This window comes from Symbioplanes lichenis (genome assembly GCF_030709675.1).
In the GTDB taxonomy this organism is placed as follows: domain Bacteria; phylum Actinomycetota; class Actinomycetes; order Mycobacteriales; family Micromonosporaceae; genus Actinoplanes; species Actinoplanes lichenis.
Genome location: NZ_JAUZQD010000010.1, coordinates 291,413 through 305,624 on the forward strand (window position 1 = coordinate 291,413; position 14,212 = coordinate 305,624).

Below are 14,212 nucleotides of genomic sequence, written 5' to 3' on the forward strand. Positions count from 1 at the left end.
GGCTTGTGTGCGTACGCCATCGGTGTGTCTCCGCTGGTGGGTCGCGCTTCCGGGCCCGTGACGGGCCGTCCGGGCGCTACCCTCGCAGCATGGCGGAGATCCTCACCCTCACGGCGACGCTCGAGCAGCGCGGACCGGCGGGCGCGTTCGTGCTGAGCGACGAGCAGGCGGCGGCCGCGGGGGACGGTCGCAAGGCTTTCCCCGTACGGGTGACCGTCAACGGAGTGACATTGTCGCTGCGCGTGGCGCGCATGGGCGGCGAGAACCTCATCGGACTGGCCAAGGCCGCGCGCGAGCAGGCCGGGGTGAGCGTCGGGTCGGCGTACGAGATCGAGGTGGCCGCGGACGCGGGCGAGCGGGCCGTCGACGTGCCGGAGGAGCTGGCCACGGCGCTGGCGGCCGACGCCGGGGCGCGCGCCGCGTTCGACGCGCTGGCCTTCTCGCACCGCAAGGAGTTCGCGCGCTGGGTCGGCGAGGCGAAACGCGAGGCCACCCGGGCCCAGCGCGTCGCGAGGACCGTCGAAATGTTGCACGCGGGCGAGCACCGCTGAGCCGAGGGTTCTGTGATACCTTGGCCGCGTTGTTGTTTTGATTTCCTGGGACGTTCCGACGCCTGACGGGTTGATCGATGCCCGGCAGGCGTTTTTTGTGACGTCCGGTGGTCGGAGCGGCGATGCGGGGGGCGGCAAGGTGCGGTCCCTCACGAGCCAGGGAGAGTTTGATGGTCACCGGTACGGTCAAGTGGTTCAACGGGGAAAAGGGCTACGGCTTCATCACCCAGGACGACGGCGGCGCTGACGTGTTCGCCCACTTCTCGGCGATCGCGACGTCCGGCTACCGGACGCTCGAGGAGAACCAGCGCGTCGAGTTCGAGGTCGCCCAGGGTGCCAAGGGCCCGCAGGCGGAGAACATCCGCCCGCTCTGAAGTGAAACGGCCCGGCGCCCGTGAGGGACGCCGGGCTCGGTGACGGCCGGTCGGCGCTGGTCGAGATCCGCGACATCCGCGTGATCTCCCGCCCGCCCGGCCGTCTCCGTCTGTCCGCCCGGACGAGGTCAGAGGGCTGCTCGCCCGGCCGTCTCCGTCTGTCCGCCCGGACGAGGTCAGAGGGCTGCTCGCCCGGACAAGGTCGAAGGGCTGCTCGCCCGGACAAGGTCGAAGGGCTGCTCGCCCGGACAAGGTCGAAGGGCTGTCCGTCCGGACGAGGTCGAAGTGCTGCTCGCGCGGACGGGGTCGGAGGGCTGCTCGCCCGGACCGGAGTCGCAGTGGCCGGCCGGGCAGCGAGAATCGTTCGGCGGATGACGCGGCCGTGTCGGTGGTGCGGTCCGACTCGGCCGACCTGCACCTGATCGGGGCCACCGGGGTGGCGGCAGCAGCCACGGACGGGCGCGCGGCGCCGAAGCGATGGACTGGTCCGCTGGTCAGCTGCGGGCGGTGAGCTGGGCGGCGGGGAAGGTGACGCCGGTGAGCTGGGTGGACAGGTCCCACAGGCGGGCGGCGAGCTGCGGGTCGCGGGCGGCGGCGGAGCGGTTGATGAGCTGTGGGGCGCCGCGCATGTGGGCCAGGTGGCGCGGGCCGGTGAAGCTGTCGCCGGGCAGGTCGGCCACGGCGGCATAGAGGACGGGCAGGGCGCCCTGGTCCGGGCCTTGGGCGAGCAGGCGGACCAGGAGCCGGCCGAAACGCCCGAACTGAGAATAGATCTCCGTTGCGACGAAGCCGGGGTGGGCCGCCTGGGCCAGGACCGGGGATCCGGCAGCGGTCAGACGGCGCTGCAGTTCGGCCGTGAAGAGCAGGTTCGCCAGTTTGGACCGGTTGTAGGCCCGGGTCTGCCGGTAGGGCTCGCGCTCCTGGTTGGGGTCGTCGAAGTTGAGGCGGCCCGCGCGCTCGGCCTGCGAGGAGACGGTCACGACCCGGCCGGTGACGTGCGGCAGCAGCAGGTTGGTCAGCGCGAACGGCCCGAGGTGGTTGGTGCCGAACTGCAGCTCGAACCCGTCGGCCGTGCGGTCCAGGCCGGGCACGGAGACGGCGGCGTTGTTGATCAGCAGGTCGACGGGCTCGTGCCAGGCGGCGGCGAACTCGCGGATCGACGCCAGGCGGGCCAGGTCGAGCGGGCGGATCTCTGTCGTGCCCGCGATCTTCACGGCCCGGGCCTTGTCGGGGTTGCGGACGGCGAGGACGACGCGCGCCCCGGCGCCGGCCAGCGCGCGGGCCGTCGCCAGCCCGATGCCGGAGTTGGCCCCGGTCACGATCGCGGTCCGGCCGGTCAGGTCGGGAAGGTCGGCAGTGGTGAAGTCAGCCATGGGGTCCTCGGTTCAGCGGTGATTGCACTCGGTGGCATCACCGTACGCCACCGATGCCACCGAGTGCAATCACGGAGGCGGACGAGATGCCACCGAGTGCAGTCGCGGCCGAGGGGGCGATGCCACTGAGTGCAAGCGCGGCCACGAGAGAGATGCCACTGAGTGCAATCACGTAGGCTGTCAACGTGGCGAGATGGGAACCCGACGCGTCCGGGCGACTGCGCGAGGCGGCGCTGGCTCTGTTCGTCGAGCAGGGCTTCGAGAAGACGACAGTCGCGCAGATCACCGAGCGGGCGGGGCTCAACCGCCGGACGTTCTTCCACCACTTCGCGGACAAGCGAGAAGTGGTCTTCGCCGGGCAAGCCGACTCGGAAGAGCTCATCACCATCGAGATCCGCAACCAGCCGCCCGGCACCGACCCCCTGGACGCGGCGGTGGCCGGGCTCGTGCAGGCGGCCGGCCTCGCCTACGAGCAGTTCCGCGAGGGCGCCGTCGCGCTCGGCCGCGTCATCGCCGCCAGCCCCGAGCTGCAGGAGCGCGAGCTGGTCAAGCGGGCCGGCCTCGCGGCCACCATCGCCGCCGCGCTGCGTGACCGCCGCGTCCCCGGGCCGGCCGCCGAGGTCGCCGGGTGGACCGCGGTCGCCATCTTCTTCGTCGCCCGCAACCGCTGGAACCAGCCCGGCAACGAGCACACGCTGGGCGAGCTCATCGCCGCCACGCTCGAGGACTTCCGCCACGCCACGGGAGGGCCGGCGGCGCTCTGACGCGCCATGGGTCACATTCGCTCAGGCTGACCGGGCGCCCGCCGAATTCTGGCGGGTATGAGCGAGGGGACACCGCGGTCGTACCGTGGGCTGCTGCGTGACCCCGTGCTGCTCGCGCTGGCCGGGGTGACCCTGCTCGGCTGGGTGCACTTTGCGCTGCTCGACGACTCCGTGCGCCGGATCCAGGTCTACTGGGCCGCGCAGGTCCCGCTCGACGCGATGCTCGCCGTCGGCGGCTGGCGGTTGCGGGGCATCGCAGCGCAGCGTTACCGGCGCTTCTGGTCGTCGATCGCCTTCGCCGGGGCGTGCTTCACGGCGGGGGACAGCTTCCAGTTCCTGAGTACGCTCTTCGGCCCGCCGCCCGACTCGATGTCCGGTGGCGCCGTGCAGAGCGTGCTGTTCACCGTCGGCATGTGCAGCAATGTGCTCGCCTGTCTGATCTTCCCGCAGGGGCTGAACACCGGCCGGGAGAAGCTGGTCTTCTGGCTCGACGCGGCCACCGTGCTCGTGGGCGGGGGCGTGATGGCGTGGTGCTTCGCCGTCAACCCGATCGACGAGCAGACCGACCAGGTGACCGCGAGCATCACCGCCGCCCTGGTCATCGTGGCCGCCTTCTCCGCCACGAAGGTCGCCCTGATCCCGCGGCCGCCGATGGCCCGGATCGCGGCGTGGCCGATGGTGGCCGCCCCGATGGTGCAGGGCGTGAGCACGTTCCTGCCGGGGGCGTTCCAGACCGACGACCAGTGGTACGTCTTCGCCGTCCGCTTGCTCCCGTCGCTGCTCATCGCCGTGGGGCCGCGGATCCAGGAGCTGACCGTCCGGATCGACGGCTCGGACGCGGTGCGCAAACGACGCCCGTACAGCCTGTTGCCGTACGTGATGATCGGTCTGACGTTCGTGGTGTTCTTCGCCGTGCTGCCGGCCCACCTGTCGACGCAGTTCTGGGGCGCGACGGTCGGGGTCGTGGTGATCACGGTGCTCGTGGCGGGGCGGCAGCTGGTCGCGTTCCAGGACAACGTCGGGCTGATCCGGCAGCTCGACGTCGCGCTCGGGGATCTGCGTGAGCAGGAGGTGCAACTGCGCGAGCAGGCTGCCACGGACGCGCTGACCCGGCTGGCCAACCGCGACCGGTTCAACGCCGAACTCGACCTGTTGCGGGACGAGGAGCACACGGTGCTGCTCATCGACCTGGACGACTTCAAGACGGTCAACGACACGATGGGCCACGCCGCCGGGGACGCCTTGCTCGTGGCGGTCGCGGCGCGGTTGCGTACCACGGTGCGGTCGAGTGATCTTGTCGCCCGCCTCGGCGGGGACGAGTTCGCGATCGTCATGCCCCGGACCGGCGCCGAGGACGCGGGACACGTCGCGACGAACCTGCTGCTGGCCTTGGCGCAACCGATTCCCGTGCAGCAGCACAGCCTGGTGGCGCGGGCGAGCATCGGGGTGGCGGCCGCGCGCCGGGGCAGCGAGCCGTCGGTTCTGCTGAGCAACGCCGACATCGCCATGTACGAGGCCAAGCGCCGCGGCAAGAGCACGTGGGTCGTCTACACCGATCGCATGGGCGCGCGCATCGGCGCCGAGGCGGAGCTGGTGCGCGACCTGTCCCAGGCGCTCGAGGCGGGCCAGTTCTCGCTGGTCTACCAGCCGATCGTGCGGCTCTCCGACCGTACGCTGACCGGGGTCGAGTCTTTGATCCGCTGGCATCACCCGGTCCGGGGTGCGGTCGCCCCGGCCGATTTCATCCCGCTCGCCGAGCGCTCCGGGCAGATCGTCGCCATCGGCAGCTGGGCGCTGCGCGAGGCGTGCCGGCAGGCCGCGGCGTGGCGCCGGTGCCACCCCGAGGCGGCGTCGCTGACCATCGGTGTGAACGTTGCCGGACGCCAGCTGCGCACCGGCACCTTCCCCGAGGAGGTCGCCCGGGTGCTCGCCGAGACCGGGCTGCCCGCCGAGCGGCTGAGCATCGAGGTCACGGAGACGGCGGTGCTCGACGACGAGGAATCGCACGAGGCGCTGCAACGCCTGCGCGATCTGGGCGTACGGCTGGCGCTGGACGATTTCGGCACGGCGGCCTCCTCGCTGGGCCTGCTGCTCACCTGCCCGGTGACGACGCTCAAGCTGGACCGGTCGTTCGTCGAGTCGATCACCACGGTCAGCAAGCAGGCGGCGGTGGCCACGGCGGTCAGCCAGATGGCCCACGCGCTCGGCTTCTCGTCGGTCGCCGAGGGCATCGAGACGGCCGAGCAGCTGGCCCTGCTGGAGGAGCTCGGCTACCAGTACGGCCAGGGGTATCTCTTCTCGCGCCCGCTGACCCCGGCCGATCTGGTCGCGCAGTGGGGAGTAACGCTGGTACCCCTCTCCGCGGCGCCGGCGCGCCTAGGGTCTGACACATGACTGGAATCGTTCTCAACAACGGCGTCAGCATGCCGGCCCTGGGCCTGGGCGTCTTCCAGAGCCCGCCCGAGGAGACGGCCGCCGCCGTCGAGGCCGCGTTGCGCACCGGTTACCGGCACATCGACACCGCCGCCATGTACTTCAACGAGCGCCAGGTCGGCGAGGGCCTGCGCCGCTCCGGGGTCGACCGCGCCGACGTGTTCCTCGAGACCAAGGTGTGGGTCAGCGACTACGGGTACGAGGAGACGCTGCACGCCTTCGACAAGGCCGCCCGCAAACTCGGCGTCGACCAGATCGACCTGCTGATTCTCCACCAGCCCGCAACGGATCGTTTCGAGAAGACGATCGCCGCCTACCAAGGGCTCGAAAAGCTGCTCGCCGACGGCAAGGTGCGGGCGATCGGCGTCAGCAACTTCATGCGGCACCATTTGGACGAGCTGCTTTCGCGTACGGAAATCGTGCCCGCCGTGAATCAGATCGAGCTGCACCCCTATTTCGCCCAGCCGGACGTGCAGAAGGCCGACGCCGAGCACGGAATCCTGACCCAGGCTTGGTCTCCCATCGGCGGCATCACGTTCTATCCCGGCTGGGGCGAGGACCGGCGCAACGTGCTCGAGGCCCCGGTGATCGGCGAGATCGCCGCCGGTCTCGGCAAGACGCCCGCGCAGGTCATGCTGCGGTGGCACCTGCAGCAGGGCCGCTCGGCGATCCCCAAGTCGACCAATCCGGGGCGCATCGCCGAGAACTTCGCCGTCTTCGACTTCGAGCTGACCGAGGCGCAGCTGGCGAGCATCGACGCCCTCGACACCGGCGTCCGCAACGGCCCCGACCCGGACGTGCCGCGGGCCGAGCGTTTCAACACCGTCATCCCGGAGGAGTGAGCTGGGCACTCGTCCTTGATCGATCTCTGCCGTAAGGTGAGCCACACTGGACATTGCAGGGCGGCGGGGGCCGACGAGGGGATGGCGCATCGATGACGAGGTCCGGCTCCGACCCGCAAGCGCTGGGCGCCGGTCAGCCCAACAGCGCCCGGGTCTGGAACGCCCTGCTCGGCGGCAAGGACAACTTCGCCGCCGACCGCGACGCCGCCGACGCCCTGGTCGCCCAGCTGCCGGAGATCCGGGAGTTCGCCCGGGCGGGCCGGGAGTTCCTCGCCCGCTCGATCGGGTTCCTCGCCGGGGAGGCCGGCATCCGGCAGTTCATCGACGTCGGCACCGGCCTGCCCACGGCGGACAACACCCACGAGCTGGCCCAGCGCATCGCGCCTGAGTCCCGCATCGTCTATGTCGACAACGACCCGGTGGTGCTGACCCACGCGCGGGCGCTGCTGGTCAGCGACCCCGCCGGGGCGACCAGCTATCTCGACGCCGACGCCCGCGACCCGGAGAAGATCCTGCAGGCCGCGGCGGCGACCCTCGACTTCTCCCAGCCGGTCGCCGTCATGCTGATCGGCATCCTCGGCCACATCCCCGACGCCGACGACCCGGCACGCATCGTCCGCACGTTCGTCGACGCGCTGGCGCCGGGCAGCTATCTGGTCATCAACGACAGCATCACCACCCCGGCCAACGACAGCGCCGGCGAGACGGTCAAGAGCGAGCGGACGACCTACTACCTGCGGACGGTCGAGCAGATCACCCGCTTCTTCGACGGGTTGGAGCTGCTGGCGCCGGGCGTGGTGTCCACGCCGCTCTGGCGGCCCGCGCCCGGCCCGGCGCCGCGCGAGATCGCCGTCTATTGCGGGGTGGCCCGCAAGAACTGACCCGTTGCCCGTGGAAGCGGCCTGGAACGCGACCCTGGCGCCGGGCGCGTCGGCCGGATTCGGCTTCCTCGGCACCTGGGCCGGCGCCAATCCGTCCCCGGCCGCCTTCACCCTCAACGGCGCCGCCTGCTCGGTGCTGTGAGAGCGCGGGAGCCGATTCCAGGCCGGTGGTCAGTTTCAGTGCCGGGACGGCGCCGGGGTGACGACTTTCGGCCTTCGCGAGCCGTTGCGCCGGTACAGGCGGTTCGTGGCGGCGTCGATGTCGGTCGCCTTCACGCCTTCCGCGAAGCGCTCGTAGGAGTTCAGGAACGAGTTGGCCGATCCCCGGTTCCTGCGCTCGGCATGGACGTACGGCTGAATGCAGTCCCATGTCCGCAGCATGCGATAGGTCGTCTGCACCGCGATGAAGTCCCAGTTCGCCACCCCGTATTCCGCGAGGCACGCCAGGTGCTGGTAGTAGCAACTCACCTCGTAGGCGCAGCCTCGGAGCGGTTCCGGTAGTCCGGCGAAGCCGAGGGCGACGTCATGCTGGGGGAGTTGCTCCCAGAGCACCGCTTCCCGGCGCGTGAACTCGCCCGTGCGCTGGTCCTTCAACGCGTCGAGCACGACCGGCAGATGGTTGGCGTTGTGGTTGAGACGCAGTGCTCGCCAGGTCAGCGACGACGACGTGACAACGGCAGCGGATGCGACGAGGAGAGCGAGCAGATTGATGGCTTGCGACATGTCCACCGCGAACCCCTTGGAGAGAAGCCTGTCCGCAGGGTAGAGGCGCCAGGCAAGGTCAGACCGGCCGGGTGGCGGGGGCGGTCCAGCTGGCGAGCACGTCGAGCTTCTCGCGGTCCGGGGAGCCGGGCACGGCGCTGTAGGCGTTGAGGCGCAGACCCTGGTCGGCGGTGAGGTCCAGGGACTCGTACGCGAGGGTCAGGTCGCCGACCAGCGGGTGGCGGAAGTGCTTGACGCCGGTGCGGTGCTGGCGCACGTTGTGGGCGGCCCACCAGGTGCGGAACTGGTCGCTGCGGGTGGAGAGCTCGCCCACGAGGTCGGTCAGGTTCCGGTCGTACGGATCCCGGCCCGCCTCGCCCCGCAACAGTGCGACGACGTCCTGCGCCAGCTGCTCCCAGTCGCGGTAGAAGTCGTGGGAGGCCGGATCAAGGAAGATGAAGCGCGCGAGGTTCGGGGTGCCGGCCGCGTCCCCGGCCTCGAAGACCGGGGCGAACACCGCCCGCCCCAGCGCGTTGGCGGCCAGCACGTCGAGCCGGCCGTTGCGGACGTACGCCGGGGCTCCGGTCATCGCGTCGAGCAGGTGGCGCACCTCCGGGCGTACGTGCTGGGGTGCTCGCCGCCGCCGGGAGCGGGCCGGACCGCCACCCGCCTGCCGGGCCAGGTCGTAGAGGTGTTCGCGCTCCGCCTCGTCGAGCCGCAGCGCCCGGGCGAGCGCCTCGAGGACGCTCTCCGAGACGCCGGACAGGTTGCCGCGCTCGAGCCGCGTGTAGTAGTCGACGCTGACGCCGGCGAGCAGCGCGGCCTCCTCGCGGCGCAGGCCGGGGACGCGCCGCGTGCCCCCGTAGTCCGGCAGGCCCGCCTGCCCGGGCGTGATCCGGTTGCGCCGCGTGGTGAGGAAGTCGCGCGTCTCACTGCGATGGTCCATGACCCGACGGTACGTCCGGCCGGGCGCGCCTGGGAGGGTCTGCCGGCACCCCCCGGAGGGTGGCCATGCCCGCGAGGACGAGGTCGACGCCGGCCAGGAACTGGTCGCGGTCGTCGTGGTCGCGCAGCTGGGGCGCCACCGAGCGGAGGTAGGGGAACTCCTCCGGGTCGAGGGCCTCCCACTCCGCCGCCATGGTGCCCAGCACCTCGCCGCGGATCGTGCCGGGCTCGATCGAGCCGGCCAGGGCGGCGTTCTGCCCGGCGACGCCGAGGACGTAGTTGAGCAGGGCGGTCGCCGCGTCGAAGCCGGCGGCGGACGGTACGCCCAGCAGCTGCACCTGGCGGCCGATGCTCTCGGAGAGCCGGAGCAGGGCGGGCTGCGCCTGCATGCGCGTGAGCTGCGTGCCGACCCACGGGTGCTCGTCGACCGCGTCGAACACGCCGAGCGCGATGGCCCGCAGCGTGTCCTCCGGCGTGCCGGCCCGGGGCCGCGCGGCGCCGGTGAGGATGGCCTCGGTGGCGGCGATGAGCAGCTCGTCCTTGTTCGTCACGTGCCAGTAGATCGCGCCGGCGCCGGTCTTGAGCCGGGCGGCCAGGGCCCGGAAGGTCAGGCCGCGCTCGCCGTCGGTGTCGAGCAGCTCGATCGCGGCACCGACGATGCGTTCCCGGGACAGCCCCATCACATCATCTTGACATCTCTGGAACGCCGTTCCATCCTGGGGTGGTGGAACGCCGTTCCAGAGGGAGGAAAGCCATGATCACGATCATCGGAGCGGGGCTCGGCGGGCTCACGCTCGCCCGTGTCCTGCACGTCCACGGCATCGCGTCGGTGGTCTACGAGGCCGACGCCTCGCCCGCCGCCCGCACCCAGGGCGGCCAGCTCGACATCCACGAGCACAACGGCCAGGTCGCCCTGCGCGAGGCCGGGCTGCTCGAGGAGTTCCGCGCGATCATCCACGCGGGCGCGGAGGCCACCCGCGTCGTCGCCCCCGACGGCGGCGTGCTGCTCGACCAGCCCGACGACGGCAGCGGTCAGCGGCCCGAGGTGCTGCGCGGTGACCTGCGGCGGATCCTGCTCGACTCGCTCCCGGCCGGCACCGTGCGGTGGGGGCACAAGGTCACCACGATCCGCGCACTGGGGGCGGGCCGGCACGAGGTCACCTTCGCCGACGGCTCGACCACGGCGACCGGGCTGCTGGTGGGGGCGGACGGCGCTTGGTCGCGGGTGCGCCCGCTGGTGTCGGCGGCGCAGCCGGTCTACTACGGCACGTCCTTCGTGGAGACCTATCTGCACGACGCCGACGAGCGGCACTCCGCGCCGGCCAAGCTGGTCGGCGAGGGTTCGATGATGGCGACCGTGCCGGGGCAGGGCATCATGGCGCACCGGGAGGCCGGGGGCGTGCTGCACACCTACGTGTCACTCACCCGGCCGCTGGAGTGGTTCGCGGGGAAGGATCTCACGACCGACGTGGCGGCGGAGTTCGCCGGCTGGGCGCCGGAGCTGACCGCCCTGATCACCGACGGTGAGACCGCCCCGGTCCTGCGGCCTGTCCACGCGCTGCCGGAGGGCCACCGGTGGGAGCGGGTGGCGGGCGTGACCCTGCTCGGCGACGCCGCGCACCTGTCGCCCCCGAACGGCGAAGGAGCCAACCTGGCCATGCTCGACGGCGCCGAGCTGGGCCGGGCGATCGCCGCTCACCCTTCCTCGCCCGAGGCGGCGCTGACCGCGTACGAGGAGGCGCTGTTCCCCCGCGTCGCCGAGGAGGCCGCCGAGTCCGCCCGCGACTTCGACATCTGCTTCGGCGACCGGACGCCGCAGAGCCTGCTCGAGCTCTTCGCAGCCGGGTGAAGCCACGTGGCCTCGACGCGGGTGGGTGGGCGCCGCAGGGTTTGCTCGTCCTGTTCGCGGCCCGGGGGAGCCGTTCGGCCGGTGATCATCGGGGGCGGGCGCGGGCATAATGGTCCGGTGCTGGGGTGGGGGGATGCTGCGACCGCGCGGCTCGAAGCCCTCCGGCGGACCGGGCTGGACGCCGTCGCCGATGAGATGTTCGACCGGTTCGCGGACATGGTGCGGACCGTCCTGAAGGTGCCCGTCGCCCTGGTGTCGCTGGTCACCGACGAGCGGCAGATCTTCCCCGGCGCCTGCGGGCTCGGGGAGCCGTGGCAGCAGGCGCGGGAGACGCCGCTGTCGCACTCGTTCTGCCAGCATGTGGTGGCGACCGAGGAGCCGCTGATCATCGTCGACGCCCGGGCCGACGAGCGGGTCCGGGGCAACCTGGCCATCGAGGACCTCGGCGTGATCGGCTACGCGGGGATGCCGCTGACCGACGCCGACGGGCTGGTGCTCGGGTCGCTGTGCGCGATCGACCACGAGCCGCGCGAGTGGACCGGGGCGGAGCTGGCGCTGCTGGCCGATCTCGCCGCGGCGTGCTCCGACAGCTTGCGGGCGCGGATCACGGCCGGCCGGGCGGCCCGTCAGGAGGCGCGGGCGCACGCGGCCTTCGAGCGGACGCGGCTGCTGCTGCGGGCCAGCACGGTGCTCGCCGGGGCGGACACCCTCGACAAGGTGATCGACGCGGTGCGCGATCTGGTGACCGGGGCGCTCGACCCCGCGTACGTGGGCGTCTCCCTGCTGGACGACCAGGCGCGGGTGGCCGGGCACTCGCTGCGGCTGCTGCCGCCGGCGGTCGCCGACCGCTGGGCGCTCTACCCGGCGGACGCCCGGACGCCGTCGGCCCTGGCCGCGCGGTCCGGCCGGCCGGTGCTGCTGCCCGATCTCGCGGCGGTCGCGGCGGCCACGCCGGAGGCCCTGGCCACCTTCGAGGAGATGGGCTGGCAGTCGGTGGCCGCCGTGCCGCTGACCGGCCCCGACGGCCCGGTCGGCGCGCTGGCCTTCGCCTGGAAGGCACCGAACACCCTCGACGAGGACGAGATCGGCATCGTGACCGCGCTGGCCGGGTTCGTCCTGCTGGCGATCACCCGCTCCCGGCTGCTCGACGACCGGCGCACCGCCGCCGCGGTCATGCAGAAGGCGCTGCTCAGCCCGCTGCCGCAGCACGACCACCTGCGGCTGGCGGCCCGCTACGCCCCGGCGCGGCACGAGGACCATGTGGGCGGCGACTGGTACGACGCGATCAGCCTCGACCAGCGCCTGGTGCTGATCATCGGGGACGTCACCGGGCACAGCATCACCGCGGCGGCCACGATGAGCCAGTACCGCAGCATGCTCCGGACGCTGGTCATCGACCGCCACGAGCCGCCGTCGGCGGTGCTGCGCCGGCTCGAGCACACCAGCCGTACGGCCGGAGTCGCGGCCCTGGCCACGGTGCTGCTCGCCTACCTCGACCCCGCGCCGGGCGGCGGGCACACGCTGACCTGGGCCAACGCCGGGCATCCGACGCCCCTCGCGCTGCTGCCGGACGGCACGGTCACGGCGCTGGGCGGCCACGACCCGCTGATCGGGGCGGCCCGGCGGGTGTCACGCCGCAACCAGGTGTGCGGGCTGCCGCCGGGCGCGGTGCTCGTGCTGCACACGGACGGGCTGGTCGAGAGCCGCTCCGCGACGTACGACGAAGGGCTGGCCGCGGTGCACGACCTGCTGGGCCGGCATCGGGCGGCCGGAGCGGACAAGCTGGCCGACGTGCTGCTCGACCACGCCGCGGTCGCCGCCCGCGAGGACGACGTGGCGCTGCTGGTCGTGTCCACCCCGGGATAAGCGAAAGAGCGACCACACCCGCGCACGGGAAAGAGGCCGCGCACGGGAAAGAGGCCGCGCGCGGAAGGGGCGGCGCGCGGGGAAGTGGGCTAGGAAGCTCGGCTCACCGGCTCCGCACGGGGCACGTCGGCCCACACGACCTTGCCGCCGGACTGGGGGCGGGTCCCCCACGAGCGGGTGATGGCGGTCACGAGGAGCAGGCCGCGGCCGCCGATGCGGCGGGGGTCCGGCCCGTACGCGCGGGGCAGCACCGGGCTCGAGTCCGACACCTCGATGTGCAGCGTCTCGTCGTCGCAGCGCAGCAGCAACTCGCCGCCGTCGCCGGTGTGCTGGACCACGTTCTCGACCAGCTCGGTGATCACGAGCAGCGAGTCCTCGACCTGGTCGGGCGTCTGCCACGCCGCCAGCGCCAGCCGCGCCCGCTGCCGCAAGGCCGCGCAGTCGGTGCTGTGCGCGAAGGGCAACCGCAGCGGATCCATGCCGATCTTCCTACCCTGTACGCGCCCGAGTACTCACGGTGGGGTGGCAAAACCTTCGGCGCTGTCCCTTTCACCCGATCGGCGGAGTTTGCGCGAAGCGCGGCGGCGGGCACTGAAGGTCCATCCGCCCGCCTACCGAGGAGCCTTCTCCATGACTGTCGCCATCGCCCCCGTGGAGCCCGCCTCCGCGGAGCCCGCCTCCGCGCGAGAGTCCGACTCCGGCCGGGAGCCCGGCGCCGCAAAGGGGTCGGAGGCCGCGAGGGAGCTCGACGCCGCACAGGGGACCGCGAGGAACGCCGGTGCCGCGAGGGAGTCCGACGCGGCGAAGGAGTCCGGCGCCGCGAAGGGGGCCGCGAAGGGACCCGATGCCGACCGGGCGAGCGCGTTGATCACCGCGCTGGCCGCCCTGCCGGAGGGTGACCCGGCCCGCCCGGCGCTGCGGGACCGGACGATCGAGGCCTGGCTGCCGATGGCCCGCCACCTGGCCCACCGCTACGCCGGGCGCGGCGAGCCGGCCGACGACCTCTACCAGGTCGCCGTCGTGGGCCTGATCAAGGCGGTCGACCGGTTCGAGGCCGGCCGGGGCGTCGACTTCGCCGGGTACGCCATCCCGACCGTCATCGGCGAGATCAAGCGCCACTTCCGGGACCGCACCTGGTCGGTGCGCGTGCCCCGGCGGCTGCAGGAGCTGCGCCTGGCCATCACGACCGCCAACAACGAGCTGAGCCACAGCCTCGGGCGGGCGGCGACCGTGGCGGACATCGCCGGGCACCTCGGCGTCACGGAGGAGGACGTCCTCGAGGGGCTGGAGGGCGCCCGCGCGTACAACGCCACCAGCCTGTCCCTGCCGGTCGGCGCCGACGGCAGCACCGAGCTGGGGGAGACCCTCGGCGGCGAGGACCGGGAGCTGGAGCTGGCGGAGCTGCGGCTGGCCCTCGGCCCGGCCCTGGCCACCCTCGACGACCGCGAGCGGCGGATCATCCAGCTGCGCTTCTACGGCAACCTCACGCAGACCCAGATCGCCGAGCGGATCGGCATCAGTCAGATGCACGTGAGCCGCCTGCTCTCCCGCGCCCTGGTCAAGCTGCGCGGCCACCTCGGCGAAGCCTGCTGACCGGGCACGGGAGCAGCCGGTGCGGCCACCTCGGCGAAG

15 protein-coding genes are annotated in these 14,212 nt (G+C 72.4%); 10 read left to right on the top strand and 5 right to left on the bottom strand.

All coding sequences use genetic code 11. The features are described from left to right. The first annotated feature begins 89 nt into the window (after positions 1–89). Both RAN62_RS25045 and RAN62_RS25050 read left to right on the top strand, forming a co-directional pair. Positions 90–551, top strand: coding sequence for a YdeI/OmpD-associated family protein (locus RAN62_RS25045; RefSeq protein ID WP_305787198.1), 462 nt, complete (start codon positions 90–92; stop codon positions 549–551). Between the two features lie 170 nt (positions 552–721). Next, entirely contained in the window at positions 722–925 is a 204-nt protein-coding gene (locus RAN62_RS25050; protein WP_305787199.1) for a cold-shock protein, read from the top strand. 494 nt (positions 926–1,419) lie between these two features. On the opposite strand, the gene RAN62_RS25055 is transcribed toward RAN62_RS25050, so the two are convergent. Continuing rightward, a complete protein-coding gene (locus tag RAN62_RS25055) occupies positions 1,420–2,298 on the bottom strand; it encodes an oxidoreductase (RefSeq protein ID WP_305787200.1) in 879 nt (292 codons plus the stop codon). 185 nt (positions 2,299–2,483) lie between these two features. Between RAN62_RS25055 and RAN62_RS25060 the strand changes: the two genes are divergently transcribed. The 5 genes from RAN62_RS25060 to RAN62_RS25080 all read left to right on the top strand — a co-directional run bounded on the left by RAN62_RS25060 (position 2,484) and on the right by RAN62_RS25080 (position 7,360). Then, positions 2,484–3,062 (top strand): TetR/AcrR family transcriptional regulator, encoded by a 579-nt coding sequence (locus tag RAN62_RS25060; protein ID WP_305787201.1) that lies wholly within the window; start codon positions 2,484–2,486, stop codon positions 3,060–3,062. Positions 3,063–3,119: 57 nt separating this feature from the next. Continuing rightward, positions 3,120–5,456 (top strand): putative bifunctional diguanylate cyclase/phosphodiesterase, encoded by a 2,337-nt coding sequence (locus tag RAN62_RS25065; protein ID WP_305787202.1) that lies wholly within the window; start codon positions 3,120–3,122, stop codon positions 5,454–5,456. Next, positions 5,453–6,337 (top strand): aldo/keto reductase, encoded by an 885-nt coding sequence (locus RAN62_RS25070; protein ID WP_305787203.1) that lies wholly within the window; start codon positions 5,453–5,455, stop codon positions 6,335–6,337. The genes RAN62_RS25065 and RAN62_RS25070 overlap by 4 nt, the downstream gene beginning before the upstream one ends. A gap of 92 nt (positions 6,338–6,429) precedes the next feature. Further along, positions 6,430–7,218 carry an SAM-dependent methyltransferase gene (locus RAN62_RS25075; RefSeq protein ID WP_305787204.1) on the top strand — a complete coding sequence of 263 codons (789 nt, stop codon included), beginning with the start codon at positions 6,430–6,432 and terminating at the stop codon, positions 7,216–7,218. 10 nt (positions 7,219–7,228) lie between these two features. Beyond that, a complete protein-coding gene (locus RAN62_RS25080; protein ID WP_305787286.1) occupies positions 7,229–7,360 on the top strand; it encodes a cellulose binding domain-containing protein in 132 nt (43 codons plus the stop codon). A gap of 35 nt (positions 7,361–7,395) precedes the next feature. Here the strand turns inward: RAN62_RS25080 and RAN62_RS25085 are convergent, their stop codons facing one another. Genes RAN62_RS25085 through RAN62_RS25095 form a run of 3 tightly spaced genes read right to left on the bottom strand, consistent with a single transcriptional unit; the run spans position 7,396 to position 9,545 of the window. Then, the gene (locus tag RAN62_RS25085) at positions 7,396–7,947 is read right to left on the bottom strand and encodes a hypothetical protein (RefSeq protein WP_305787205.1); all 552 of its coding nucleotides are present in this window, start codon (positions 7,945–7,947) and stop codon (positions 7,396–7,398) included. Between the two features lie 52 nt (positions 7,948–7,999). Continuing rightward, positions 8,000–8,866: a helix-turn-helix transcriptional regulator gene (locus RAN62_RS25090; RefSeq protein ID WP_305787206.1), complete on the bottom strand. Its 867-nt coding sequence runs from the start codon at positions 8,864–8,866 to the stop codon at positions 8,000–8,002. Next, positions 8,850–9,545: a TetR/AcrR family transcriptional regulator gene (locus RAN62_RS25095; protein ID WP_305787207.1), complete on the bottom strand. Its 696-nt coding sequence runs from the start codon at positions 9,543–9,545 to the stop codon at positions 8,850–8,852. Before RAN62_RS25095 ends, RAN62_RS25090 begins: the two co-directional genes overlap by 17 nt. Before the next feature lie 74 nt (positions 9,546–9,619). On the opposite strand from RAN62_RS25095, the gene RAN62_RS25100 reads away from it, so the two are divergent. Beyond that, positions 9,620–10,714 carry an FAD-dependent oxidoreductase gene (locus RAN62_RS25100; RefSeq protein WP_305787208.1) on the top strand — a complete coding sequence of 365 codons (1,095 nt, stop codon included), beginning with the start codon at positions 9,620–9,622 and terminating at the stop codon, positions 10,712–10,714. Positions 10,715–10,831: 117 nt separating this feature from the next. Further along, the gene (locus tag RAN62_RS25105) at positions 10,832–12,580 is read left to right on the top strand and encodes a GAF domain-containing SpoIIE family protein phosphatase (RefSeq protein WP_305787209.1); all 1,749 of its coding nucleotides are present in this window, start codon (positions 10,832–10,834) and stop codon (positions 12,578–12,580) included. Positions 12,581–12,669: 89 nt separating this feature from the next. On the opposite strand, the gene RAN62_RS25110 is transcribed toward RAN62_RS25105, so the two are convergent. Then, a complete protein-coding gene (locus RAN62_RS25110; RefSeq protein WP_305787210.1) occupies positions 12,670–13,059 on the bottom strand; it encodes an ATP-binding protein in 390 nt (129 codons plus the stop codon). Between the two features lie 151 nt (positions 13,060–13,210). Between RAN62_RS25110 and RAN62_RS25115 the strand changes: the two genes are divergently transcribed. Beyond that, positions 13,211–14,173 carry a SigB/SigF/SigG family RNA polymerase sigma factor gene (locus RAN62_RS25115; RefSeq protein ID WP_305787211.1) on the top strand — a complete coding sequence of 321 codons (963 nt, stop codon included), beginning with the start codon at positions 13,211–13,213 and terminating at the stop codon, positions 14,171–14,173. Positions 14,174–14,212 lie beyond the last annotated feature (39 nt).